The sequence below is a fragment of the Lentzea sp. NPDC051838 genome (assembly GCF_040681245.1).
In the GTDB taxonomy this organism is placed as follows: Bacteria; Actinomycetota; Actinomycetes; order Mycobacteriales; family Pseudonocardiaceae; genus Lentzea.
Window position 1 is genome coordinate 20,688 of the sequence record NZ_JBFAYI010000011.1, and the last position, 24,370, is coordinate 45,057.

The following is a 24,370-nucleotide window of genomic DNA, read 5'->3' on the forward strand; positions in this document are numbered from 1 at the left end:
CCTGGGGGTCACCATGTCCGGTAACGAAGCACGGCGGAAGCGATCGGTCTCGGTGATCGGTCACAGCGCGGACGTCGTCGAACTGCGCAGCGGCGTGTGGAACATGAAGTCGTCCACGATCACCGACCGCACCGGCTCCGGCAACCTGCTGCCGATCGTGCGCGGGCTCGACGGCACGACCAGTCACAAGGAGCTCGCGAAGTCGCTCGGTGTCTCGCGCGCGACCGTCGAGTCCGTCGTGGACCACATGCGCACGCTCGACGCGATCGAATGGGGCGCTGGCAGCGCTCTCGACGCCTACCTCGACCAGGTGCACACGCTGCGGGTCGAGGGCGAGACCGAGCAGGAGATCGACCGCGTCGTGCTCTTCGGCGACCCCGCGCTCGCGCAGAGCATCGCGGCGGTGCTGACGGACGCCGAGATCGCGAAGGTCGAGGTGCCCGGCGCAGACGACCGGCTGGTCCGGCTGCTCGACGACCTCGATCCCGCCGTGCTGCACGACGGACTGCGGTTCACCGAGCTCGTCGAGGAGTTCTCCGCACTGCGGGGCTCGTTCGTCGTGCTCGCCGAGTCGGTGATCGACCCGGTGCGCTTCCAGGCGTTCAACAGGATCGCGCTGGAGCTGGGCGTGCCGTGGACGCACGCCGCGCTGGACGGACCGTTCGTGTTCGTCGGGCCGACGTTCGTCCCTCGCAGCTCGCCCTGCTACGAGTGCTTCGAGACGCGGGTGACGATGAACCTGCGGGAGAGCGCGAGCTACCAGCGGTACAAGGAGGCGCTCGCGGCCGGGAACGTCGTCGCCGGGGCACCGCCGGTGCTGGCGGCACTGCGCGGCCTGCTCGCCTCGCACACCGCGCTGGAGGCGATCAACTACGTGAGCGCCCGCAGCACGTTCACCATCGGCAAGGTGCTCGGCATCTACCTGCCCACCATGGAGATCGCGTACGACGAGGTGCTGCGCCTGCCCGGCTGCCGGTCCTGCGGGCCCCAGCGCGGCCGCGACGACAGCAGCCTCTACTTCGACGCCAGGGCGTGGATCAATGAGTGATCTCGCTGTCTTCCAGGACGAGGACGCACGAGCCCAGGACATCCGTGCGCGCATGCACGGCAAGCTGTGCGGTCTGGTCACCTCGGTCGGAGGCTTCAACCGGGGGCTGCGGGCGCCGCGGCTGTACGTCGAGGGCGGCGAGCTCACCGGCGTGCACGTGTGGCAGAACCGGCCGGCGCCCAAGCCCGGCTCGTACCACATCGGCGGCTACGGGTTCCTGCCGTTCGAGAGCCGGATCCGGGTGCTCGGCGAGACGGTCGAGCGCTACGCGGGGTACGCGGGCACCGTAGGCGGCAGGTTCCCCGTCACCTTCGCGACGCACGACGAGCTGACCGCGCGCGGCGAGCCGGTGCTGGAAGCGGGCGCGCTGCGGTTCTTCACCGCGGAACAGCTGGCCCGGCCCGGTTTTCCGTACGAACCGTTCGACACCGCGGCCCCGCTGGGCTGGATCCGCGTGCCCGACCTGACCACGGGCCAGGAGTGGCTCGTGCCCGCGCAGCAGTTCCTGCTCGGGTACATCCCGCCGAAGGAAGAACCGTGGTTGCTCTCCGCGGTTACCACCGGCACGGCCGCGCACACGTCCCCGCATTCGGCTCTGCTGGGCGGAATGCACGAGCTGGTGCAGATCGACTCCGCGATGGGCCACTGGCACGGCGGCCTGGCGAGCGCGCGCATCGAGCTGGACGGCCGGTTGCGCGGCATCACCGCGCTGCTGCGGCGCGGGTTCCAGGGCAAGATCGCACCGGAGTTCCACCTGCTGCCCAACGCCGACCTGCCCGGCTTCAGCGTGGCGTGCCTGCTGCGGTCGGCGAAGGGTGCCGTGCCCGCGATCAGCGTCGGGCTGGGCAGCGGCACCAGCCTGGCGCGGTCCGTCTACCGGTCGTTGCTGGAAACCGTTGGCGTGCAGGCACTCGCGTCGTGGTCGTTCCTGCAGGCGAAGCTCGACGCGGAGGACGAGAAGACCGACCAGGCGCGCCTCGCCGGGATGTTCGACCTGGAGTCGAACGTCGGCTACTACGCCGGTCCGGACGCGGCCGACCTCGTCGAGCAACGGTTCGCGCACAGCACGACCGCGCGGGCGAGCGACCTGCCGCCCGACGACACCAGGACGCCGCGCGAGGTGGCGCGCAACGTCGTGGAACGCTTCCGCAGCACCGGAAAGCGGCTGTTCTGGGCCGACCTCACCGCCCCGGACATCCACGATCTCGGGTTCACCGCGATGCGGCTGTGGTCGCCGGACACGATCAGCCTGCCGCTGCCGAGCGCACCGCCCGCCGCGCATCCGCGGTTCGCCGCGTACGGCGGATTCGTGAACCCGCTACCGCATCCGTACCCGTGACATGCGCGAGTACGGACTGACGACGCTGTTCCTGTGGGGACTCGTCGCGATGGCGCTCGCGTCGCACGGGCACGGCCGGTGGTTGGAGGGCCGGGTGCGGGTCTCGACCGTGACCGTCTACCTGGCCGTGCTCGGCGTCCTCAGCGCGTCCGGCGTCTGGTTGCTCGGGCCGTCGGTGTGGTGGCGCGGTGACCTGCTCGGACTGCTGTTCGCGGTGCCGGCCGGCGTGCTCATGGCCGTGCTGACCTGGTACGCGGACACGACGCTGGTCCGCAGGCTGGTCAAGCCGAAGCCGCGACCCGTGCGCACGACGACGGGGAGGGCGCGGCCGATCGGCATGGCGGCGGGCGGGAAACCCGAGCCGCGCAGGACGAACCAGTGGCGGGACAGCGACAGGGACGCCGCGACGAGGATCGGCGTCGGGTCGCTCGTCACGGGCGCTGTGTTGGAGGAGGTGGTCTACCGCGGGGTGCTCGTGCGGATCGCGTTCGAGACGCCGGTGTGGTCCGCGGTGGTGCTGCTCGTCCTCGCGGTGTTCGCGTTCGCCTTGTCGCACCTGCCTTTCGGGTGGCCTCAGGCCGTGGCGAAGCTGCCTCTTTCGGTGCTCGCGATGGTCGTCACGCTGGCGACCGGCACGCTGCTGGCGGCCGTCATCGGGCACGTGCTGTTCAACCTCAAGGTGTGGCAGCGGTATCGGCGCACCGGTGGTGCGTTGTGAACCGCAAGAGCTGGCAGTTCACCGTCGCACTGCCGGTGGTGGCGTCCGTGCTGGCGCTGCCGTTCGTGTTGTCCCGGTTGCCAGGTCTCGGGCTGGCGCAGGTGCCGCTCGGGGTGCTGGTCGGTGCGGGCGAGTTCGGGGTGGCCGGGTTGCTGTCCACGGTCGTGGTCAGCCTCGCGGACCGCGACCAGGTCGGTGAGCACAACTGGCTCGCGATCACCCGAAGTCCGCTGCTGCGGCCCTATCGCGCGATCGCCGACCGGTTCCCGCTGCCCGCCGTGCTCGGTCTGTTCGCCCTGGTGGCGGTGGCGACCGAGTTCTTCGCCCGTGCCGTCGTCGCGGGACTCCTCGGCGGCGTCCCGGCGGTCGTCGTGTCCATCGGCATCTCGTGTGCTTTGTGGACGGTCACGGCCGGCACGTGGCGCACCGCCCGGCTCGGGCTCGTCGCGGGCGCGGTGACGGGGCTGGTGCACGGGATCCTCTTCGTCCACACAGGTCAGCTCGCCCCACTCGCGGCCGCCACCCTCACGTTCCTCGCACTCGCCGTTCTCTAGAACTCCGGAGGTACCGCAATGAAGTTCGGCATTTCGCTCCTGCCAGACTGCCGCCCCGCCAAGCGGAGCGCGGCCCAGTACTACTCGGACGTCATCGAGGTGTCCGCGCTCGCGGACTCCCTCGGCATCGACTACGTGAAGATGACCGAGCATTACATGAAGGACTACGGTGGCTACTGCCCGAGCCCGCTCACGTTCCTCGCCGCCGTCGCCTCCCGCACCGAGCGGATCCGGCTGATGACCGGGGGCATCCAGGCCTCGTTCCACCACCCGGTGCAGCTCGCCGCGCAGACCGCGCAGGTGGACGCTCTCAGCGGCGGCCGGCTCGACGTCGGGTTCGCCCGCGCGTGGCTGCCGTACGAGTTCGAGGCGTTCGAGGTCGACCTGGACACGAGCCGGGCCCGGTTCATCGCCACGATCGAGGCGGTCGAACGGCTCTGGACCCAGGAGAAGGCCAGCGAGGACACCGAGTTCTTCCGCTACACGGACATCCCGTCGCTGCCGGCGCCGACCCAGAGCCCGCACCCTCCGGTGTGGGTGGCCGCGGTGCGGTCGTTGCAGAGCTTCGCGTGGATCGGCGAGAAGGGGTTCAACCTCCTCATCGCTTCGCCGCCGCGGGAGGAAGAGCTCCCTCGCACCAAGGAGATGCTCAACGTCTACCTGGAGACGTTCGAGCAGGAGCACGGGGCGAGCGGCCGTGCGCCGGGCGTCGCGCTCAGCATTCCGCTCTACATAGCGGAAACCGACGACGAGGCCTACGCGAAGGCCGAGCCGTTGCTGCGGGAGTACCTCGACGTGTGGGCGGAGGCGGCCGACTCGTGGAAGAACGTGACCTCGCCGGACTACCAGGGTTACGCGGCGGCCGGCAAGACGTTCCGCTCGGTGACGGCGAAGGACCTGCGCAGCGTGGCCACCGGGGTGATCGGCTCCCCTGCCACCGTGCTGGAGAAGATCGAGGAGATCCGGGCGAACCTGCCTGTCGACACCCTGCTGTGGCAGATCGACTTCGGTGGCCAGGACCTCGAGTCGATGAGCCGCAGCGTGCGGTTGTTCGCCGAGGAGGTCATGCCCAAGGTGCGGTGAACCCCGACGGGATGGGGGTCGGGCGGCGAGCGGGGGGATGCTCGCCGCCCTCGTTCGCCTGCCGATCACCTGCGGGCAGCCGCGGGGGTTCGATCGGAGGCGATGTCTTCGGATCCCTTGCGGCCGACCAGGATCAGCGTGATCACGGCCGCACCGAGCAGGATGGCCGCGCCCACGTACTCGGCGAGGTGCAGGCCGTCCACGAACGCGAGCTTGACCGCGTCGCCGATCGGGCCGCCCTGCCTGCTGGCCGACGACGCACCGGACGAGATCCCGGCCACGACCTTGGCGCGCACCTCTTCCGGCAGGTGCATCGCGGTGAGCCGGTCCGAGGTCGAGGTCGTCATCCGGTCCGTGAGCAACGCGCCCAGGACGGCGATGCCGATGCCACCGCCGAGCTGCCGGATGGCGTTCGCCGCACCGGAGGCCATGCCCGCGCTGCGAGCAGGCACCCTGCTCATCACGACCACCGAGATCGGAGTGAGCGTGAGACCCAGGCCGACACCGATCAGCAGCACGACCCACCAGTAGTCGGCGAGACTCGCGCCCACTCCGTAGAAGGTGGCTCCCCACAAGGAGAGCGCGGCCGCGACCAGGCCGAGCGACAACGGGATCCCGCCGCCGAACTTCGAGGTCATCCAGCCAGCGATCGGTGCGGCGACCATGGACAGCAGCAGTGCGGGCAGGATCGCGAGACCCGCGCCGCTCGCCGACCAGCCGAGGATGTTCTGCAGCCAGATCATCATGTAGTAGGTGATGGCGAACAGTCCGAAGTAGACGGCGAAGCCCGCGAACACCGAGCCGGTGAACCCGCTGTCGCGGAACGTCCGCAGGTCGAGCATCGGGTCCTTCGACCGCAGCTCCACCACGATGAACACGACGAACAGCACCAGCGCGACGGCGTAGGCGCCGAGCACCCACTGGTCGGTCCAGCCTCGGCGCGGGCCCTCGATCGTGCCATACACGACGGCGGCGATCCAGGCGATCGAGAGGACGGTGCCCGCGAGGTCCAGGCGGCGGCTGCCGTCCGTCACCGACTCGGGAAGGTAGGCGACACAGGCGATCAGGCCGAGCACGGCGATCGGCACGTACATCCAGAAGATCGACTGCCAGCCCCAGGCGTCCACCATCGGACCACCGACGGCGGGACCGATCGACACGGCCGCACCACCGATGCCCGCCCAGATGCCGATGGCGCCCGCGCGTTGCTTCGGGTCGGTGAAGACGTCCCTGATGATGGCGAGCGAGGTCGGCGTGATCCAGGCGGCGCCGAAGCCCATGACGAGCTGGCTGCCGATCAGCAACGGGACGCTCGTGGCGAGCGCGGAGGCCACCGCGCCGGCCAGGAACACGAGGAGCCCCAGCACGAACGCCTTCTTGCGGCCGTGGATGTCGCCGAACGTGCCCGCGGTCAGCATCAGCGCCGCGAACGTCAGCGAGTAGCCGGCGACGATCCACTGCACGTCGGTGATGCTCGCGTGCAGGTCGAGCTGGATCGCCCGCAGCGCCGTCGACAGCACGGTGCTCTGCAGCATCGTGAGCACCAGCGGCACGCAGAGCACGGTCAGGACCAGGTAGCGGTTGCTCTCTCGTCGTTCTTGTCGTGCTTGTCGTGTGGACACTCCCCCACCCCTCTAACAACGTTCGTTTCTCTAACGCCGTTAGGCTACCAGAACAGTGGTAGCCTTTGGCTCGCCGAAACCGACTTTTCAGATCCCGTCCGGGAGATCCCCATGACCGACCCGTCCGACGCGCGTTCCCGGACGCTCGCCAGGCGCCGGTTGCGCACCAAGCGCACCCAGCGCGCGCCGATCACGCTGGACGACGTCGTCGAGGCCGCGTTTCGGCTGGTGGACAAGGACGGCATCGAGAAGCTGACGATGCGCAAGCTCGCCGACGAGCTCGGCATCCAGGCCGCGTCGCTGTACTGGCACGTGAAGGACAAGGACGAACTGGTCGACCTGCTGGCCGAGGTCCTCTTCGCCGACATGGACCTCAGCAAGATCGAGGAAAGCCCGTCGTGGCGGGACAACCTGTGGCGTTTCGCGCACGCGTTCCGCGCTCACCTGGCCGGTCGGCGCGACTCGGCGCAGATCCTCGCGAACCGGTTCGTGCTCGGCCCGCACGTGCTCGCCCACCTGGAGCGCCTGCTCGGTTGGCTGCGCCAGTCCGGTTTGGACGATCAGTCGGTCGTGTACGCGTTGTACGACACCATGGTCTTCGTGCACGGCTTCGTGCTCTGGGAAACCGCGCCGATGTCCGCCCAGGTCGCGCGCGGCGAGCCGGTGCAGGCGTACCTGGAGGCGGTGCGCGCCGAGATCGAGGAACTGTCCGATCAGGACTTCCCGCACACCGTGGCCCTGGCGGGGCTGCTGACCGGCCCGAGCAACGACGACAGGTTCGAGTTCGGCCTCGACTGCCTGCTCACCGGCATGGCCGCGCGCATCAGGCACTGACCCGCACCCGGCCGCTCGTGGTGGCCACGCTGACCAGCTCCGGCGTGCACCCGGTGATCGCGAGGTCGCCGGAGACGGTCCGTCCGTCGAAGCGACAGTCCTTGCCCAGCACCGCGTTCGCCGCGCCCGAGACGCTGCCGAACCGGATCACGCCCGCGTTCATCGCGACTTCGAGGTCGCCGGACACCGTCTCGACGTCCAGCGTGCCGTCCAGCCTGACCACGACGTGCGCGCTGACCGTGCGGATCGCGACTTTCGCACCGGGCGCGACGCCGACGTGCACCACGACCGTGCAGCGGAACATGCGCTTGCGTTGAGCGATCTTGAGCACCCCGCCGGCGTGCTCGACCGCGATCGGCGGCCCCGCGACGCGGCTGACGTCGACGAACGACGGACCTTCCGACACGCGGATCTCGCCGGCGACGAGGTCCGCGTGCAGGTCGGTCACGTCGGGCAGGCGCAGCAACTGGGGACCAGCGATCAGTGGCATGCACTCGAGGTTAACCTAACGAACATTGTTAGGGAAGTCAGCCAGTCGTCCCGGGACAGGTGCCGGAGAACGTCTGCCCGGTGCGGAAGTACCGGACAGCCTGCTCGGCGCAGTCGACGACCCACAACGAACCGTGCGCGCCGTCGTCCACGGTCAGCAGCGCACCGCCGATCTTCCGCTGGATCTGCTGTGCGAAGACGTGCGGCGTGGTGGTCTCGTACTTGTGCCCGGACAGCTGCAGAGAGCTGGTCGTCCGCTTCAGCTGCCACGGCGTCGCGGGCAACGGCCAGCCCGCGCACCAGTTCCCGTACCCGTGGCCGTTGCGGAAGAACGGGTACTTCTCCTGGCGGTGTTGCTGCTGCCGCCACGCTTCGTCGACGTCCGGCGCCTTCCCCTGGTCGTTGCACACCACGGCGCGCTGCATCAGCAGGCCGCCGTAGGACACCGGAGTCAGGCCGAAACCCTCGTTCTCCGGTTCGTTTCCGGTCAACGGCGGCACACCGCCGGTGCGCAGCGCCGCGAAGGACTCGCCGACCTGCGGCCACACCGAGCGCTTGTACGAGAGCAACGCCGCGAACCTGCCGTTGCCCGGCCGCGCGAGCAGGTCCGCGATCGTCTTCGTCACGGCTTCGGACGTGGTGCCGAGGTGGTACGTCGCGTCGCGCTCTGCGAGCCAGCCGGCGAGGACCTCGTAGTTGGCCTGCTTGGCGGCGGACGAGCCGAGGTTCATCGTCTCCAGGGTGAAGTCCGCGGGCATCACGGAGTCGAGCAGCATGCGGTCGACGCGGTTGTCGTGGTGGCTGCGGTAGACGGCGCCCAGCGCGGTGCCCCAGGAGATGCCGAAGAAGCTGATCTTCCGCTCGCCCAGTGCGGCACGGATGCTGTCCACGTCGTCGGCGACGGCCCTGGTGGACAGGTTCGTCAGCAGCTCGCGGTCGTAGCCGACGCAGCGGGCGTTCGTGCGCGCGTTGCGCTCGTAGTCCTGCCGGAACTGCACTTCCTGGCTCGCCTGCGGATCCGGCTCCGGTCCGTCCTCCGGCGTGGCCTCGCACTCGACGCCACCGCTGAACCCGACCGCGCGCGGGTCGAAGCCGATGAGGTCGTGGTCGGTGTTCAGGTCGGCGAACTTCGTCTTCGTCAGGTCGAACGGCATGCCGATGCCCTGGTTGCCGGGGCCGCCGGGGTTCAGCAGCAGGACACCACGCCGCTTCTTCCGGTCGGTGGCCTTGATGCGGCTGATGGCGAGGTCGATGGTGCGGCCGTGCGGGCGGGCGCGGTCGAGCGGCACGGTGACCTTCGCGCACTCGCTGCGATCGTCGTCGGGGTACCAGTTCCGGTGGACCTGCCGGCACGGCCGCCAGTCCAATGTGGACGCGTTGGCGGCCGGGACGGTCACGAGCGGAACGACCAGCAGCGCCACTGCAGCGGCGCGTAGAGAGTTCGACACCTGGCTGAGCGTAGGAATGTCGTCTGTGCGCGCGGATCATGCGCACGGATGATCCGCGCGTCCTACCTGAGGCGGATCACCACGAGTCGCGTGACCAGGTCTGCTCGGTCATGTCCTGGTCAGGTTCGGGTGCACGGAACCGCGGCTTCGAGGGCACTGGCTCGTCCTCGGCGAGCCGCACCAACTCGGCGTGGCCCTGCTCGGCCTTGGCCTGCCTCTCCTCCTCGGACGTGGTGGCGTACCAGGAGGAGAGCGCTTCCGCACCGGGGCCGAGAGCCTCGTCGTAGGCCCGGCTGCTCAGGATCTGTGCCGGGGTCAGGCGTCCGGCGAGCAGCTCCTTCGCCATCTCGGCCAGCACCGGGCTCTTCTCGTTCGCGGCCAGTTCGGTGAGCAGCCGGCGTTGGTGCCGCTCGAGGCCGATCTCCGTCACTTCGCTCACCTCGTGAGGGCCGGGTGCCCGTACGAACCGGGCAGCGGGTGGGCCTTGAAACCGTTGTCGCTCATGACCAACAGGATCTCGGCCTTGGCCGTCCGGACGATCTGCGACATCACCTGGAAGAGCTCACCGATCTTGCTCCACGTCTCGATGACCTTCATGCACTGCCACGCGGCCACCGACCACAGCACGGCGGGCGCGACGACGCTCTCGGCCATCACCCCGCCCGCGATCGCCTCGACGGTGATCCAGAAGACCTTGTCGAAGATGTCCTGCACGAGATCACCCGCGACCTTGGCGAACTCCCGCACCCCCGCCGCGACCTTCTCGTACTCCTCCTTGAGCTTCACGAAGGCGTCCTTGTGCTGCTCCAACGACGTCTGCAGCCGTTGGAAGTACGCGTAGGACCCGTCCGCGGCCTTGCCGCTCCACGCGTTGAGCAGCAGGCGGTGGTTGTCCATGACGTTGCGGCCGACGTCGCTGCAGAAGAAGCCGAGCGAGTTGAACCCGCCACAGCACTTGCTGAACGCCTCCCAGTCCCCCGCGATCTGCTTGCTGACCCACTCGGCGGGGTTGACGCCGATGAGGACGTCCAGCACGTTCGCCACCCAGTAGCCGGGGCTGACGAGGTTGTTCAGCGCGTCCACCACGGCCATCGGGTCGAGCGGCTCTTCGGCGGGTTGCGGCGGAGTCAGCCTGCCCTCCGGGAACATCGTTTCCCTGAGCACGAACGGCCCGACGAACGGCTGCACCGACGGGTGAGGCACGTCCGGCAGCTTGTTCTCGAAGCTCCGCGCGGTGGCCTCGTCCGTCGTGCGGTAGTACTTGGCCGTCTTGGCCATCTCGATGGCGTTCGTCTTGCACACCGCCGTCAGCTGGGCCAGCGCCTCGCCGATCTGCTGCTGCAGCGCGTCGTGCTCGGTGAGGAACTCGGCGATGATCCCGTCCTGCTGGTCGGTGATCTCCAGATGCGCCTTGGCGTACCGCTCGGCGGACTCCGAGTGCTCCTCCTGCTTGCCGAGAACCACCGCGAAGTCCGCGATGACGGCCGGTGACGCGTGGAAGTCCACGTCCCCCTCCTCCTGGGTCTGTCCACGGAGGATAGAAAGGGGTCCTTGACGGTTTTCTTGAATGCGGGCGGTGGGCGTTGACCAGGTGGAAGCGGACGTTGTGGATCGCCGTGTTCGCGCCGATCCTCATCGGACTGCTCGCGGGCGGGATCTTCGGCCACTGGGTGTTCCTGGCGGCCTTCGTGATCTGGCTCGGCGCGCTGGCCTGCGTGTTGCGAGCGGAAGCCCTCAACGCCAGGGCGCGCGAACAGGAGGCGCCGAGCCCCGGACTGCTCGGCACGCGGGCCGGCTGGGGGTTGCTCGCGCTCCTGCTGATCTTCGGCAGTGCGGGACTGATTCGCGCGGTGCTGGGCGACTAACGACCCGACGGCGGCGTGCTCGCCGCGATGTCCTGCACGACCTGACAAGCGCTGTCCACCGGGTCCGCGGCGTTCGCGTGCACGGCCAGCTTGGACAGCAACGCCTTCAAGCTCGCCTGGTCCTCAGCCGACAACCCGGCCAGCACGTGCGCCTCCGCGTGCCGCAGCCGCAGGTCGAGCGCGGCCAGGCGGGCACGGCCGGTTTCGGTGGCCACGACCAGGCGGGTGCGGCGGTCGGTGGGCGCGGCCTGGCGGGTGACGAGCGACGCGCGTTCGAGGTCGTCCAGCAGGTAGGTCATGACCGTGCGGTCGATGCCGAACTGCTGGCACAGGGCCGACTGGCTTTCGGGCTGGTCGCGCACCGCGGCGGTGAGGATCTGGTAGCCGCGGTGGCCGCCGGGGAGGTCGCCCACCGCCACGTTCGTCGCCTTCACGTAGGCGCGGAAGACCACGCCGAGGGTGAAGCCGAAGTCTTCGTCGAGGGCGGTCACGCACTCAATCATAGCCGCGACAGAACGTCTGCCTGACAGAACATCTGTGTGGCATACTTTCGGCATGCCAGATTACGGCCACTCGATCGAGTTCGGCGTGTTCCTGCCGCCCGCCGCCGACCGGTTCGGCGACACCTTGCGGCTCGCGCAGGCCGCTGACGTGCTCGGACTGGAGTTTGTGAGCATCCAGGACCATCCGTACAACTCGACGTTCCTCGACACGTGGACGTCGTTGTCGGTCATCGCCGCGGCCACGTCCAACGTGCGCGTCTTCCCCAACGTCGCGAACCTGCCGCTCCGGCCACCCGCGATGCTCGCCCGTGCCGCGGCAAGTCTCGACGTCATCACCGGCGGCCGGGTCGAGCTCGGACTCGGGGCCGGGGCGTTCTGGGACGCCATCGCCGCCATGGACGGGCCGCGCCGCACGCCGGCCGAGTCCGTCGAGGCGCTCGAAGAGGCGATCGACGTGATCAGGACACTGTGGACTCCAGGACGCGGGATCCGGTTGCAGGGCAAGCACTACGAGCTCAACGGGGCTCGGCCAGGACCGTTCCCCGCGCACGACATCGGCATCTGGCTCGGCGCCTACAAGCCCAGGATGCTGAAGCTCACCGGTCGGAAAGCCGACGGATGGCTGCCGTCCGCCTCGTACGCGACGCCGGACCAGTTGCCCGAGATGAACGCGATCATCGACGAGGCCGCACAAGAGTCCGGACGATCACCAAAAGACATCCGCAGGCTCTACAACATCGGCGGCGAGTTCAGCGCCGAACAGCTCGCCGAGCTCGCGCTGACCCACGGCATCAGCGGGTTCATCCTCGTGGTCGACGGCGACGACGACCTGCGCCGGTTCGCCGAGGAGACCGCGCCGGCCGTGCGAGAGATCGTCCAAGAGGAACGAAACCCAAAAGCCGGTGGCCGGCTCGGGGTCTTCCCGACGCCGGACAACGGCATCCGGTTCTCCCAGGAACGCCTGTGGGACGAGTCGAAGCGTCCGACCGGGCCGGAACGCGATCCGGACGCCGTCTACACCGCCACCGGCCGTGCGCACGGGCAGCAGCTCATCGACGTGCACGACCACCTGCGGCACGAGCTGGACAAGGTTCGCGACCTGGTCCAGCAGGTCGCGGACGGCACGCTCGGGGTCGGCGCCGCGAGGTCGGAGATCAACACGATGACCATGCGTCAGAACAACTGGACCATGGGCGCGTACTGCGAGAGCTACTGCCGGCTGATCACGATCCACCACTCGCTGGAGGACAGGTCGCTGTACCCGCAGCTGCGGCGCGGAGACGAACGGCTCGGGCCCGTGCTCGACCGGCTGACCGAGGAGCACCACGTCATCCACGACGTGCTGGAACGCGTCGACGCGACGCTCGTGGCGATGGTCGCCGAGCCCAAGAAGATCGTCGACCTGCAGGACGCCGTGGACGTGCTCACGGACACCCTGCTGTCCCATCTGTCCTATGAGGAGCGCGAGCTGGTCGAACCGATGGCGCGGATTCCGTACCACTACTGAGTGCACCTGGGCGTGTGCGGCAACGCAAAGCACACGGATGCCCGGAGACTGTGGTGCGTGGACACCAGGAAGCGAGTGGATCCGGTCCGGCGCGGTCGCACGATTCTGGGTGCGTCGCTGGTGGTCACAGCGGCTGCCGCGGGCACACGGGCCGCCGTCGGGTTCAGCCACGAGACCGAGACCGAGCAGGCGATCCGGGCGAAGGACGGCCTGGACGTGACCGTGGCGCTCCACTCAGGACTGACGTACGCGTGGCTCGTGTTCGCCGTGCTCGCCGGAATCGCGGCCGTTCCATTGCTGGTCAACGGAAGCGGCCGGCTGTTCGCCGCCGGGGTCTGCTACGCGCTGGGCATGCCGTTGCTGTTGTTCGCGATCGGTGTGCCCGCACCGGTTTCCGCGGTCAGCACGTGGACGTGGGTGGGGTGCGGCGCCATCTTGCTGCTGGGGTGCTTCGTGATGCTGACGTCCGGGCCCGTCCCCCAGCAACAACGCCGCCGATCTGTGCGATCTCGCTGAAATCCGCGGCCACGCCTGGCAGGGTGGCCGCCATGATCGAGACAGCCCGGCTGGCCGGGTTCTTCGCCGCCCACGGAGTCTGGTGCGTCTCAGAGGGAGAGACGCTGGTCCCGTTGCTCGGCTACCAGCACGCCGCCGGCGAGTACGGCATGGACCGGTTGATGTACGACGACTACGCGGAAGGTGCCCGCGCGGGCCAGGACGCGTTGGCGGACGGCGATCCGAGCTGGGTCGGCGCGGTGCTGGTGGCCGACGGCTACATCGACCTGGAGCACGGCAAGACCGACGCGCTGCTGATCGAGGCGGTCGAGTACGGCGCGTACCGGCAGGGCCTGCGGGTCGCGATTCCGTACCGGCCGGCCGAGCACGGGTTCGCCGTGCACAAGCCGAAGTTCCTGGACTGGGACGGAGACCTCGCCCCGCTGGGGGAAGCGTTCTTCGTCGGTGCGTCTTCCCACACGGAAGCCAACGCCGTGTGGGAAGCGCACCTGGACGAGTCGATCTAACGGGCCGAGACCACCGTGCAGGTCGCGGACGCCTGCTTCAACGGGTTGCTCTCGGACACGGCCGTCAGCGTCACCTTCGACGACACCGGCCCACTGCCCCGCTGCGCGTGCACCGCGACGTTGACGGTGCCGCCGAACTTGGCCGTGGCCAACGCGTTCGGCACCGAGACGGTCCAGCCGTTCGCCGCCGTCGCCGTCACCCGGTAGACATCACCGTCGATGTACTGGGTGACGGGTTCGGGGTGCTGCGAGGTCGGCGGAGCGGCGCGACCGGTGTTCACCACCGGGAAGCGACACGTCGCCACGCCGTCCTGCGTGCTCGACGTGCCCGGCATGACCTGCACGCCGCGCTGTTGCGGGCCCGCGCCGTCCAACGAGCGGATGGCCACGGTGTACGACAGCACGCCGCGCGCATCCCGTTGCACGTCGAGGATGTAGAAGTGCAGACGGTTGGCCGTGTCGACGAACTCGTACTCGCTGCCCGAGTTCGTGCCCGCGTGGAACAGCGCGTCCGACAGCTGCCGGTAGTCGCCGACCGTGATCGGGACGCGCGTGCCGTCGGGCAGCACGTAGTCGGTCATGCCGATGTCCTGCGGGTTGGAGTCGATCACCCACGTGAACGGTGCCGCGTCCTGGTTCTTCGTCTTGGCCAGCAACACACCCGCGTCCGGCGTGAACGAGTCCGCGCCCATCCGGTCGACGACTTCGAGCGTGTAGTTGTTGTAACCACCGCCGTCGCAGAACGGGTTGGTGTTGACGTTGCACGACGGCGTCCGGTCGGCGTTGAGCGCCAGGTTGATGCCGGTCAGACCAGAAGCTCCGGGGTTGACCTCACGAGCGGTGATCTTCGCGATCACCGCACCGGAACCTGAGAGCGCTTCCCTGGACAGGCGCAGGACGTTCTTCTCGTCGACGATCCCGAGCTTGATCTTGTTGCGCAGGGTTTGCTGTGCGCCCAACGACGCGCCACCGGTCGCCGGGATCGTCCAGCGCGAGTGCGGGCCGCCGGGGCCGTTGAACGAACCGCGCGACAGCATGTCCCACGGGCCGCTGTAGTCACGACGCGGCGGGGTGCCGTACGGGTTGTTGTAGTTGTCGCCGATGCCGAGGATGTGGCTCAGCTCGTGCGCGTACACGCCCTGGCCGGAACTTTCGGCCTGAGTCGACGAGCCACCGCCCGCGTTGGGCCAGATGCTCGAACCCGCGGCCCACGAAGTCCAGTCGACGTAACGGGTTTTCGACCAGTTGGGCAGCGCGGGATCGGGCGGGCCGAAGGCGTCGGTGACGTCCTCCTTGGTGCGGAACTTCATCATCCCGAACTCCTGCCAGGTCCCTGACTCGTCCTGACCGGCGGAGAGGTAGTAGATGAAGTCGTAGCCCGCCGGCACCCCGCTGCCGACGTCGGCGACCCACGCGGCACGGCCGTCGGTGCGGATGTTGCGGTTGCACGAGTCACCGGCAGGACAGCCGGTGCCGCCCTGGAACTCCATGGCGTACTCGTGGTCCTTGCCCGGCATCGTGTACGGGCCGAACGCCTTCAGCTCGACGCCGTAGCGCCCGCCGGAGGTCTCCATCCAGTACTCGTGCACGGTGTGGCCGCGGTTGAGGGTGTTCGGCTTGTTGAGGAAGTCCTGGTAGAACTGCGCGACCTGCGCCCGCGGCACCCCGTTCGCCTCGGCGCTCGGGTTGCCGAACACCGTGGAGTTCTTGGGCTGCGTGACGACGAACGGCTGGTTCGGGTAGTCCAGCAGGACCAGCGCGCCCTTGAAGTTGCGCACCGAACCACGCGCCGCGGGGTCGGACCAGTTCGTGCCGGGAATCTTCTTGTAGTCCCGTTCCCACGTCATGTGGTCGGGGTTGACCCAGTTCTGCGGGTCGATCGGGCCGGGAAAACCGTTGAGGGCGGCCACGCGAGCGTTGTCTCTGGTCTGCTGCCAGGGCTGCTGCTGAGGCCAGTGGTCGTACTGCCACGGGTGAGTTGGCTGTTCGGGAGCTGCGGCCGAGTTGCCGGCGGTGACCATCGCGATCGACAGGAGCGCGGTGATCAGCAGGGCAGGGCGCCGGTGTGAGCGATCCATGTGCCCACCGTGGTGCAGACCACGCCGCCTCAGCCACGGCCGATCGTCGGCACCTTATGATACCTTGAGGTCTCACGAGACCTTCAGGTCTCATAACCGCAGGAGGCAGTCATGCAGATCGAGGGATCCGTCGCGCTCGTCACCGGGGCCAATCGGGGTATCGGACACGCCATCGCGTTGGCACTGCTGGAGAACGGCGCGAAGAAGGTCTACGCGGGCGCGCGCAAGCCCGAGACGATCACCGACCCGAGGCTCACGCCGCTGAAGCTCGACGTGACCAACCCCGAGGACATCGCCGCGGCGGCCGAGCTCGCGCAGGACGTCAACATCGTCGTCAACAACGCGGGCATGGGCGGCGGCGAGGCGCAGCTGCTCAGCGGACCGTTGAGCACCGCGCGGGAGATCATGGAGACCAACGTGTTCGGGCCGTGGGAGATCGCCCGAGCCTTCGCGCCGAGGTTGGCCGCTGGAGCACTGGTGAACGTGCTGTCGGTCGTCTCCTGGTGGCCGATGGCCTACGCACCTGGCTACGCCGCTTCGAAGGCCGCCGAATGGTCGTTGACCAACTCGCTGCGCCTCGGACTGCCGGACACGCTGGTCGTCGGCGTGCACTGCGGGTTCGTCGACACGGACTTCAGCGCCTGGACGTCGGCGCCGAAGATCACCGCTCAGGATCTGGCTGCGCAGACCGTGGAAGCGTTGCGGGAGAACCGGATCGAGGTGCTCGCGGACCAGTTCACCCGCGACACCAGGGTGGCGCTGGGCGGCGGCATCGAGGCCGTGACGGCTTTCCAGCCCTAGCTGTCCAGCAACATCTCGACAATGCGGCGCGCGTCCTTCAACGGACGCGAGTCGCCGTAAACGAGGCCGTGCACCACAGCTCCGTCGACCTGGATCGCGATCATGCGGCCGACCGTCTCCGGGTCGGAGTGCCCCATCTCCTTCGCAGCCTTGGTGAAGGCGCCGGCGACCAGGTCCTTGTACTCGGCCGCCAACGACGCCGCCGGGTGATCCGCGCCGGTTTCCAGGAGCGTGCCGACGTAGACGCAGGCACTCAAAGTGCCGTTGTCGGCGAGGTCCGCGAGCCGGTCGAACACGCCGAGGACGCGCTGCCGCGGATCGGGGTCGTCCCAGTCCCCCAGCAACAACGCGAGCTGCTCCGGCAGGAATCCGCGCAACGCCTCGGCGACGAGCTCGTCCTTGCCCTCGAAGTGCCGGTAGAGCGACATCTTGCCCGCACCGGCCCGTTCCGCGATCGCCGCCGGAGCCGCCGCGCGCAACCCGCCCTCGCGGATCAGCTCGACCGTCGCGTCCATCACGCGCTGCTTCGCGTCCCGAGTGCCTGCCATACCTGCGATGATACCTCTAGGTCTCACACGGCAGGTTGAGGCGGACCGAGGCGCCCCGGCCGTTGGGCAGGAACCGCGCGGAACCTCCGTGCACCGCCACGATGTCCGCCACGATCGCGAGCCCCAGACCGGATCCGGGCATGCCACGGGCGGCGGGCGCGCGCCAGAACCGTTCGAACGCCGCTTCCCGGTGCTCCACAGGCACTCCAGGGCCTTCGTCGGTCACGGTGAGCCAGCCGGGCCGGGAGCGGACCGTGATCTTCGAGCCGGCCGGGCCGAACTTCACCGCGTTGTCCAGCAGGTTCAGCACGCTGCGTTCGAGTGCGGCCGCGTCGCCGAGCACGGTCCAGTCCGAGCGGTCGACGTCGAAGACGTGGTCGTGCGCACGGCTGCGAGCGCGTTTGACGGCCCTGTCGATCACCTCGGCGACGTCGACCGGGTCGCGCGCCAGCTCGCGGTCGTCGCGGGCCAGCACCACGAGCTCGGTGACCAGGTCGCTGAACTCACGGCTCTGGGCCTGCAGCCGGTCGAGAACCTCCCCGCGCTGGGGCAGCTCACGGCCGGTGCGTTCGCTGAGCACGAGCAGGTCGATGTTGGTGCGCAACGACGTCAACGGGGTCCGCAGCTCGTGCGCGGCATCGTTGACGAGGTCCTTCTGCCGGCGTCTGGACTCGGCGAGGGCGGCGGTCATCGACGTGAACGCGCGGCCGAGCCTCCCGACCTCGTCCTGGCCGGAGACGGTGACCGGCGTCGTCAGGTCCTCGGTGCGAGCGATGTGCTCGGCGGTCTCGGTGAGGCGTTCCATCGGGGCGAGCGCGCGCCGGGTCAACCACTGGCCGACGGCCGCCACCACCAGCGCGCCGAAGATCGACACGCCCACCAGCATTCCCGCGAGCGCGGCCAGCGTGTCGTTGATCTCGCCGAGGCTGCGGCTGAGGATCACGACCTTGCCGTTGCCCACCGGCATGAGCAGCAGCCGTGCCTCGGTTCCGGACTTGGTCACCCCGTCGCGGAACGTCGTGGTGTCCACGAAGTCGGCATCGGTGGTGACAGCCGGGTCGACGCCGGGCGGTGAGCACGTGGTGCCGTCGGCGTTGAGGGTCTGGATGCCCTGGAGCACCTGCTGCAGACCGTCGGCGGGCGGCCCCTGGCCGTCGTCGCAGGTCAGCTTGAAGTCGCGGCGATCACCCGGTCTCGGCGGACGGTTCAGCCCCGGAGGCGCGCTCGCCAGCATCGACTTGTCGAGCTGGGTGCGCAGGTTGTGCTCGGTGGCGAGCCAGGTGACGACGCTGATCCCCGCGATCGCCACCGCCACCACACAAGCGGTGATCAACGCGAGCTTGCTGCGCAACAACACCGGCGCTTTCACGACGACTCACGCAGGATGAATCCGAGGCCGCGCACGGTGTGCAGCAGGCGGGGACGGCCACCCGCCTCCGTCTTGCGGCGCAGGTAGCCGATGTACACGTCGAGGTTGTTGGTGCCCTGGTCGTGCCCCCACACGGCGTGCTTGAGGTGCTGCTTGGTGAGCAGCCGTTCCGGCTCCTTGAGGAACACGGCGAGGAGGTCGAACTCGGTCGGCGTCAGGTCTAGCCGCTCGTGGGCGCGGGTGACCTCGCGGGCCTGCGGATCCAGGGCAAGATCAGCGAATCGCAGTTCCGACGGGGTCTCCGCCCGGTTCCGGTTCTGCTTGAGCAGCGCCCGGACGCGGGCCAGCAGTTCCTCCAGCGCGAACGGTTTGACCAGGTAGTCGTCGGCACCGGCGTCCAGACCGGTGACCTTGTCGCCCAGCGCGTCCCGTGCCGTCAGCATCAGCACGGGCAAGCGCTCTCCCGCTGCCCGCAGCCGCCGGCACGCCTCCGAACCGTCGACGTTCGGCATCATCAGGTCGAGAATCGCCAGGTCAACGCCGGTGAGCCGGCGCAGCGCCTCGGCACCGTCCGCGGCGGTCGTGACCTCGTAGCCCTCGAACTCGAGGCTGCGCCGCAGACTGTCCCGCACGTCGGGGTCGTCGTCCACCACGAGCAGTCTCATGGAACTGAAGGTAAGGCCGGAGTCTGTGAGTCCGCTGTGCGACTCGGCCACCTCTCACGAATCTCTCAGCAGAAGCCAAGGACGTTCTCACGACCACCTCAGCAGTCTCGGTTGCACAACGGTCACAGCGCTGTGTCCACAGTGGAACGGAGATGACATGGCGGTGAGCACCGCGCAAGCCACGGGAACGGTGGACATCATGATCCCCGTCTACAACGAGGAACGCGCACTGCCCGGTTGCGTCGAGGTGCTGCACGCGTTCCTGAGCGAGCAGTTCCCCTTCGACTGGTCGATCGTGGTCGTCGACAACGCGAGCACCGACCGGACGCTGGAGGTGGCTTCGAAGCTGGCGACCCGGTACGAACGGGTGCGCGTGCACCACCTCGACCGCAAGGGCCGCGGCCTCGCTCTGCGCGAGTCGTGGGGCGCCTCCGAGGCAGCCGTGGTCGTGTACATGGACGTCGATCTCTCGACCGGGCTCGACGGGCTGCTGCCGCTGGTCGCGCCGCTGCTCAACGGCCACTCCGACCTCGCCATCGGGTCGCGGCTCGCACCTGGTTCGCGGACGGTTCGCGGTCCTCGGCGTGAGCTGGTTTCGCGCGCTTACAACACGTTGATCCGGTGGACTCACGGCGCGCGGTTCAGCGATGCGCAGTGCGGCTTCAAGGCGGCGCGCACCGACGTCATCCGGCCGTTGCTCGGACAGGCGCGCGACGAGGCGTGGTTCTTCGACACGGAACTGCTCTTGTTGGCCGAGCACAACGGTCTGCGCGTGCACGAGGTGCCGGTCGACTGGGTCGAGGACGTGGACAGCCGGGTCGACGTGATGGGCACCGCGGTCGACGACATCAAGGGGCTGATCCGCGTGGCACGCGCCAAGGCCAACGGAACCGCTCTGGTTCGCGGGCTGCCGCAACGACCCCAGCCGCGGGCCATCCATCCCGACGCCGTGCTGAGCCGCAGCGAGGGCGGGCTTTCCTGGCAGATGCTGTCGTTCGCGGTGATCGGCGTGATCTCCACGCTGGCGAACCTGGCTCTGTACGGCGTCTTCCGGCTCTGGTGGCCGGTGCTCGCGGCGAACCTCGTCGCGCTGGTCATCACAACGCTCTTCAACACGGAGGCAAACCGGCGCTTCACCTTCACCGCCCGCAACACCACCCGCGGCAAGACGCACCTGCAGGGTTTCGTGGTGTTCGGCCTCTACTACGCGTTCACGTCGGCCGCGCTGCTCGTACTGCACGCGGCCTCCCCCGACCCGTCGCGTGCTCTGGAGCTGGCGGTGCTGCTCGGCTCGTCGGCACTCGGCACGGTGGGGCGCTTCTTCCTGTTGCGGAGCTGGGTGTTCCGCCGGGACAACCGAAAGGAAACGGCATGACCGCCACTGCGGAAGTGGCCGCACCGGCTGACTCACCGGTCTCCGACTCAAAGCCTTCTCGTTGGCACGTATGGGCTCTGGTCGCGATCTGCGTGGTCGCGGGTGCGCTGTACGTGTGGGCGATCGGGGCCGGCCAGGTCGGCAACGCCTACTACTCGGCTGCAGCGAAGTCGATGTCCACGTCGTTCACCAACTTCCTGTTCGGCTCGTTCGACCCGTACGGCGTGGTGACCGTCGACAAGCCGCCGATGGCGTTGTGGCCTCAAGCCCTTTCGGTGGCTGTGTTCGGGTTCCACGGCTGGGCGGTGTTGCTGCCGCAGGTGATCGAAGGTGTGGCGGCGGTGTTCCTGTTGCACCGCACGGTTCGTCTGTGGGCTGACGAGAAGGTGGCGTTGCTCGCCGCGTTGATCCTGGCGTTGACGCCGATCACCGTCGCGATCAACCGGGACAACAACCCGGACACCTTGCTGGTGCTGCTCCTGGTGGCCGCCGCTTACGCCTTCACCAGGTCGGTCAAGTCTTCGGAGAGCCGTCCGCGGACCCGATGGCTGTTGTGGTGCGCGTTCTTCATCGGGTGCGGGTTCCTGACGAAGATGCTGCAGGCGTGGATCGTGGTGCCGGGCTTCTTCCTGGCGTACCTGGTCGGGACGTCGATGCCGTGGAAGCGGAAGGTGCTCGACCTGCTGGCGGCGGGCGGGGTGCTGGTGGCGTCGTCGTTCTGGTGGGTGGCGCTGCATGCTTGGTGGCCCGGTTCGAAGCCGTACATCGGTGGCAGCACTGATGGTGGGGCTTGGGATCTGATCATCGGGTACAACGGGCTGGGCCGGGTGTTCGGTGGCGACGGGAACCGGGGTGGCGGATCCGGTCGGACGATCGGTCAGATGCCTGCTGGTCAGGTGCCGTCGGGCCAGATGCCGTCGGGCCAGGTCCCGTCCGGCCAGTTGCCCTCTGGCCAGGTTCCCACTGGCCAAGGCCCCATGGAGTTCGGCGGTCCCGGCGGCGGTGCGATGTTCGGCGGCCAACCAGGCGCGACCCGCATGTTCGACGCCTCCGTCGGCGGCCAGATCTCGTGGCTCTTGCCGTTGTGCCTGCTGGTGCTGGTCGCGGTGTCCGTCGCGGGCATCCTGCGGTGGCGCCGTGGCGTACCCGGCAACCCGGCCGAACGCGCCGGCTGGTTCATGTGGGGCGGCTGGCTGCTGGTCACGGCCGTGGTGTTCAGCTTCGCGCAGGGCATCTTCCACCCGTACTACACGACGATGCTCGCTCCGGCGGTCGCGGCGATCAGCGCGGCCGGGCTGATGATGTTCTGGCGGGCCAAGAGCTTCGTGCGGTTCCTGTTGCCGCTGGGGATCGCGATCACGGCCGGTTGGGCGTTCGTGGTGGTGTCGCGGGACACGTCGTTCCACGGCTGGACGCGCTGGGCCGTGCTCGGGGTCGCCGCGGTGGCGATCGTCGTGCTCCTGGTCGGCCTGCGCCGGGCCGGGCTGGTGGCCGGGCTGGTCGCGGTGCTGCTCGTGCCGGCGGTGTGGTCGACGGCCACGGCCGCGACGGGCGGCGAGAACGGCGTCATGCCCGCCGCCGGGCCTGCGGTGCAGGGCGGTGGTGGCTTCCAGATCTTCACGGACGGCCAGCAGCCGCAGAACGGCACGCAGCAGCAGCCCAACGGCACGCAACAGCCCAACGGCGCGCAGCCACCGAATGGCAGCCAAACCCCCAACGGCCAAACCCCCAACGGCCAGACGCCTCAGCGGGGCAACCGCGGCCAGATGATGGGCGGACCGGGCGGCGGACGCGAGCTCACCGACGAGCAGAAGCGGATCCTGGCCTACGCCAAGGAACACGGCAACGGCGCCGAGATCACCCTCGCCGTCGCGGGCTCAGCACAAGCAGCCTCGCCGTACATCATGAACACCGACGAGGTGGTGATCGGCATGGGCGGCTTCTCCGGCTCGGACAACGCCCCGTCGGTCGACCAGCTGCAGCAGTGGGTCACCGAGGGCAAGCTGAAGTTCGTGCTCAGCGGCGGTGACCGCGGCGGCCCTGGTGGCGGCCGGGACAGCAACGGCCGTCAGCAGTGGATCGAGCAGCACTGCTCCACTGTGGACCCGAGCAACTACGGCGGTGGCACCCAAACCCTCATGGAGTGCCACGCGTAGAAAGGTGGTGCGCCCCAGAAACGTTCTGGGGCGCACGGCTTTCAGCAACGCTGGCTGCGGACGTGCGCGTCCTCGTGGGTCGAGATCTTCCGCCAGTAGCTGGCGGGCAACGAGAAGTCGCTCCACGACCAGAAGCCGGGCGGCAGCCACGCCGCGATCCGGCCGGATGCGTTGCAGGGAACCCAGAAGCCGTCCCAGTCCTGGTTGCGCGGAGTCTCCTGGCCCGGAGCCAGATAACGCCACTCGGTTCCGGGCGCCGGGCCGTTGGCGTCGAAGTCCTTGATCGCGTAGATGTAGACGCTGCTCTCGTTCATGACGGAGCCGCAGATGGCGCCGACGCAACCGCCCTGGATCTCGACGTCGCCCGCGGCCGACGCGTTGGCCATGCCCGCGGTCGACATGAGCGCTGCGGCCGCGAGACCGAGCGCGATGAGAATTCGCTTCATCGTTTCCTCCCCCTTCGTCAGGGCACGAGTGCCCATGCCTGCTTCGCACTGGCCTGGCAGAACGCCAGCCAGCGACTCTGTGTGGTGATCACGCCGTCGGACCCGGCCCGGACGAGGGCGGCCGACGAGTCGCGCTGGGTCTGCGGGCCCCAGTCGCCGTCGATTCCCGTGGAGTAGCCCCAGATGTACTGGCACGCGGCCTGGACGAAGTACGTCTGCGTGGCCGAGCCGGTGTTGAAGCTGGAGTCGCCGCTGCCGGAGATGGCGTTGTCGATGTGCACGTGGTTGTGGTGCTCGGCGTTGTCCAGGTACGAGATGACGTGCCGGAAGTGGTAGTGCAGCGACGCGACCGTGCCCCAGTAGCGGATGCGCGCGGTGCGCAGGGCGTCACCGGTGAGGTTGCGCCACTGGTCGTAACGACCGTTGAACGCGGTGAACATCGCGCCCGTGTCGCGGTTCGTGATGAGCAGCCGCGCGAGGTCGAACGCGCGACCCTCGCCGTGCATGCCGGGTTTGTTCACGTACGCGCCGTACGAGTAGATCTTGTGCGGCGCGGTCCAGTGGTACGGCGTCCAGTTGCGCCAGTGGACGTGCCACGTCTCCAGCCGCGAGTAGAAGCCGGGCTCGTAGCGGAACGACGTCTGGGCGCCGTTCACCTCGTAGAAGGTCGGCTGCGAGTTGATCTCGCTCTGCGTCACGAGAGTCGCCGCCTGGGCGTGGCCGGTGCCGAGCAGAACCGCCGCTGAGCCCGCCGCGGCTGCGGTGAGGATGCTCCGGCGGGACATCGATCCGTTCATGCCCAGCAGTCAACTGCCGGGCACGAGCCGGATCCCTAGTCCTGCGACCAGTCTTCGTCTTCCGGGGCGACCGGCGCTTCCTCCTCCTCGTCGTCGAGCCCGA

General features: G+C 68.8%; 25 protein-coding genes. 13 read left to right on the forward strand and 12 right to left on the reverse strand.

Going from position 1 to position 24,370, the window contains the following annotated elements:
* The first annotated feature begins 13 nt into the window (after positions 1 to 13).
* From AB0M24_RS23790 to AB0M24_RS23810, 5 genes are read left to right on the forward strand one after another with little or no spacing between them, the layout of a single operon-like run.
* On the forward strand, positions 14 to 1,048 hold the full coding sequence (locus AB0M24_RS23790; RefSeq protein ID WP_363771650.1) for a TOMM precursor leader peptide-binding protein: 1,035 nt from the start codon (positions 14 to 16) through the stop codon (positions 1,046 to 1,048).
* Complete coding sequence (locus tag AB0M24_RS23795; protein ID WP_363771652.1) at positions 1,041 to 2,387, forward strand: YcaO-like family protein; 1,347 nt, start codon at positions 1,041 to 1,043, stop codon at positions 2,385 to 2,387. Before AB0M24_RS23790 ends, AB0M24_RS23795 begins: the two co-directional genes overlap by 8 nt.
* A gap of 1 nt (position 2,388) precedes the next feature.
* Positions 2,389 to 3,105 (forward strand): type II CAAX endopeptidase family protein, encoded by a 717-nt coding sequence (locus tag AB0M24_RS23800; protein ID WP_363771655.1) that lies wholly within the window; start codon positions 2,389 to 2,391, stop codon positions 3,103 to 3,105.
* Positions 3,102 to 3,659: a hypothetical protein gene (locus AB0M24_RS23805; RefSeq protein ID WP_363771657.1), complete on the forward strand. Its 558-nt coding sequence runs from the start codon at positions 3,102 to 3,104 to the stop codon at positions 3,657 to 3,659. The genes AB0M24_RS23800 and AB0M24_RS23805 overlap by 4 nt, the downstream gene beginning before the upstream one ends.
* Before the next feature lie 18 nt (positions 3,660 to 3,677).
* Entirely contained in the window at positions 3,678 to 4,742 is a 1,065-nt protein-coding gene (locus AB0M24_RS23810) for an LLM class flavin-dependent oxidoreductase (RefSeq protein ID WP_363771660.1), read from the forward strand.
* A gap of 65 nt (positions 4,743 to 4,807) precedes the next feature.
* Here the strand turns inward: AB0M24_RS23810 and AB0M24_RS23815 are convergent, their stop codons facing one another.
* Positions 4,808 to 6,364 carry an MFS transporter gene (locus AB0M24_RS23815; protein ID WP_363771663.1) on the reverse strand — a complete coding sequence of 519 codons (1,557 nt, stop codon included), beginning with the start codon at positions 6,362 to 6,364 and terminating at the stop codon, positions 4,808 to 4,810.
* A gap of 111 nt (positions 6,365 to 6,475) precedes the next feature.
* On the opposite strand from AB0M24_RS23815, the gene AB0M24_RS23820 reads away from it, so the two are divergent.
* Positions 6,476 to 7,198 (forward strand): TetR/AcrR family transcriptional regulator C-terminal domain-containing protein, encoded by a 723-nt coding sequence (locus tag AB0M24_RS23820; protein ID WP_363771666.1) that lies wholly within the window; start codon positions 6,476 to 6,478, stop codon positions 7,196 to 7,198.
* Here the strand turns inward: AB0M24_RS23820 and AB0M24_RS23825 are convergent.
* From AB0M24_RS23825 to AB0M24_RS23840, 4 genes are all read right to left on the reverse strand, one after another.
* A complete protein-coding gene (locus AB0M24_RS23825) occupies positions 7,188 to 7,688 on the reverse strand; it encodes a hypothetical protein (RefSeq protein ID WP_363771669.1) in 501 nt (166 codons plus the stop codon). The two genes, AB0M24_RS23820 and AB0M24_RS23825, sit on opposite strands and share 11 nt — an antisense overlap.
* 37 nt (positions 7,689 to 7,725) lie before the next feature.
* Positions 7,726 to 9,135 carry an alpha/beta fold hydrolase gene (locus AB0M24_RS23830; RefSeq protein ID WP_363771672.1) on the reverse strand — a complete coding sequence of 470 codons (1,410 nt, stop codon included), beginning with the start codon at positions 9,133 to 9,135 and terminating at the stop codon, positions 7,726 to 7,728.
* 76 nt (positions 9,136 to 9,211) lie between these two features.
* The gene (locus AB0M24_RS23835) at positions 9,212 to 9,565 is read right to left on the reverse strand and encodes a hypothetical protein (protein WP_363771675.1); all 354 of its coding nucleotides are present in this window, start codon (positions 9,563 to 9,565) and stop codon (positions 9,212 to 9,214) included.
* Positions 9,566 to 9,570: 5 nt separating this feature from the next.
* The gene (locus AB0M24_RS23840; protein ID WP_363771678.1) at positions 9,571 to 10,641 is read right to left on the reverse strand and encodes a hypothetical protein; all 1,071 of its coding nucleotides are present in this window, start codon (positions 10,639 to 10,641) and stop codon (positions 9,571 to 9,573) included.
* Between the two features lie 77 nt (positions 10,642 to 10,718).
* Here AB0M24_RS23840 and AB0M24_RS23845 point away from each other — a divergent pair, with 77 nt between their 5' ends.
* Positions 10,719 to 11,000, forward strand: a complete 282-nt coding sequence (locus AB0M24_RS23845) for a hypothetical protein (protein ID WP_363771681.1) — start codon at positions 10,719 to 10,721, stop codon at positions 10,998 to 11,000.
* Here AB0M24_RS23845 and AB0M24_RS23850 read toward each other — a convergent pair.
* Positions 10,997 to 11,491, reverse strand: a complete 495-nt coding sequence (locus AB0M24_RS23850) for a MarR family winged helix-turn-helix transcriptional regulator (protein WP_363771684.1) — start codon at positions 11,489 to 11,491, stop codon at positions 10,997 to 10,999. The two genes, AB0M24_RS23845 and AB0M24_RS23850, sit on opposite strands and share 4 nt — an antisense overlap.
* Before the next feature lie 64 nt (positions 11,492 to 11,555).
* Here AB0M24_RS23850 and AB0M24_RS23855 point away from each other — a divergent pair, with 64 nt between their 5' ends.
* Genes AB0M24_RS23855 through AB0M24_RS23865 form a run of 3 tightly spaced genes read left to right on the forward strand, consistent with a single transcriptional unit; the run spans position 11,556 to position 14,032 of the window.
* Positions 11,556 to 13,010, forward strand: coding sequence for an LLM class flavin-dependent oxidoreductase (locus AB0M24_RS23855; RefSeq protein ID WP_363771687.1), 1,455 nt, complete (start codon positions 11,556 to 11,558; stop codon positions 13,008 to 13,010).
* Positions 13,011 to 13,067: 57 nt separating this feature from the next.
* Positions 13,068 to 13,526 (forward strand): hypothetical protein, encoded by a 459-nt coding sequence (locus AB0M24_RS23860; RefSeq protein WP_363771690.1) that lies wholly within the window; start codon positions 13,068 to 13,070, stop codon positions 13,524 to 13,526.
* 32 nt (positions 13,527 to 13,558) lie between these two features.
* A complete protein-coding gene (locus AB0M24_RS23865) occupies positions 13,559 to 14,032 on the forward strand; it encodes a hypothetical protein (RefSeq protein WP_363771693.1) in 474 nt (157 codons plus the stop codon).
* Here the strand turns inward: AB0M24_RS23865 and AB0M24_RS23870 are convergent.
* A complete protein-coding gene (locus AB0M24_RS23870) occupies positions 14,029 to 16,110 on the reverse strand; it encodes a M6 family metalloprotease domain-containing protein (RefSeq protein WP_363771696.1) in 2,082 nt (693 codons plus the stop codon). The two genes, AB0M24_RS23865 and AB0M24_RS23870, sit on opposite strands and share 4 nt — an antisense overlap.
* 111 nt (positions 16,111 to 16,221) lie before the next feature.
* On the opposite strand from AB0M24_RS23870, the gene AB0M24_RS23875 reads away from it, so the two are divergent.
* Complete coding sequence (locus tag AB0M24_RS23875; RefSeq protein WP_363771699.1) at positions 16,222 to 16,911, forward strand: SDR family oxidoreductase; 690 nt, start codon at positions 16,222 to 16,224, stop codon at positions 16,909 to 16,911.
* Here the strand turns inward: AB0M24_RS23875 and AB0M24_RS23880 are convergent.
* Genes AB0M24_RS23880 through AB0M24_RS23890 form a run of 3 tightly spaced genes read right to left on the reverse strand, consistent with a single transcriptional unit; the run spans position 16,908 to position 19,493 of the window.
* Positions 16,908 to 17,459: a TetR/AcrR family transcriptional regulator gene (locus AB0M24_RS23880; RefSeq protein WP_363771702.1), complete on the reverse strand. Its 552-nt coding sequence runs from the start codon at positions 17,457 to 17,459 to the stop codon at positions 16,908 to 16,910. The genes AB0M24_RS23875 and AB0M24_RS23880 overlap by 4 nt on opposite strands.
* 16 nt (positions 17,460 to 17,475) lie before the next feature.
* Positions 17,476 to 18,828, reverse strand: coding sequence for a HAMP domain-containing sensor histidine kinase (locus AB0M24_RS23885; protein ID WP_363771705.1), 1,353 nt, complete (start codon positions 18,826 to 18,828; stop codon positions 17,476 to 17,478).
* Positions 18,825 to 19,493: a response regulator transcription factor gene (locus AB0M24_RS23890; RefSeq protein WP_363771708.1), complete on the reverse strand. Its 669-nt coding sequence runs from the start codon at positions 19,491 to 19,493 to the stop codon at positions 18,825 to 18,827. The genes AB0M24_RS23885 and AB0M24_RS23890 overlap by 4 nt, the downstream gene beginning before the upstream one ends.
* A gap of 157 nt (positions 19,494 to 19,650) precedes the next feature.
* On the opposite strand from AB0M24_RS23890, the gene AB0M24_RS23895 reads away from it, so the two are divergent.
* Positions 19,651 to 20,868, forward strand: a complete 1,218-nt coding sequence (locus AB0M24_RS23895; protein WP_363771711.1) for a bifunctional glycosyltransferase family 2/GtrA family protein — start codon at positions 19,651 to 19,653, stop codon at positions 20,866 to 20,868.
* Positions 20,865 to 23,024: a glycosyltransferase family 39 protein gene (locus tag AB0M24_RS23900; RefSeq protein ID WP_363771713.1), complete on the forward strand. Its 2,160-nt coding sequence runs from the start codon at positions 20,865 to 20,867 to the stop codon at positions 23,022 to 23,024. The genes AB0M24_RS23895 and AB0M24_RS23900 overlap by 4 nt, the downstream gene beginning before the upstream one ends.
* Before the next feature lie 41 nt (positions 23,025 to 23,065).
* Here AB0M24_RS23900 and AB0M24_RS23905 read toward each other — a convergent pair whose 3' ends face one another.
* Both AB0M24_RS23905 and AB0M24_RS23910 read right to left on the reverse strand, forming a co-directional pair.
* The gene (locus AB0M24_RS23905; protein ID WP_363771716.1) at positions 23,066 to 23,470 is read right to left on the reverse strand and encodes a hypothetical protein; all 405 of its coding nucleotides are present in this window, start codon (positions 23,468 to 23,470) and stop codon (positions 23,066 to 23,068) included.
* 17 nt (positions 23,471 to 23,487) lie between these two features.
* On the reverse strand, positions 23,488 to 24,267 hold the full coding sequence (locus AB0M24_RS23910; protein ID WP_363771719.1) for a hypothetical protein: 780 nt from the start codon (positions 24,265 to 24,267) through the stop codon (positions 23,488 to 23,490).
* Between the last annotated feature and the right edge of the window lie 103 nt (positions 24,268 to 24,370).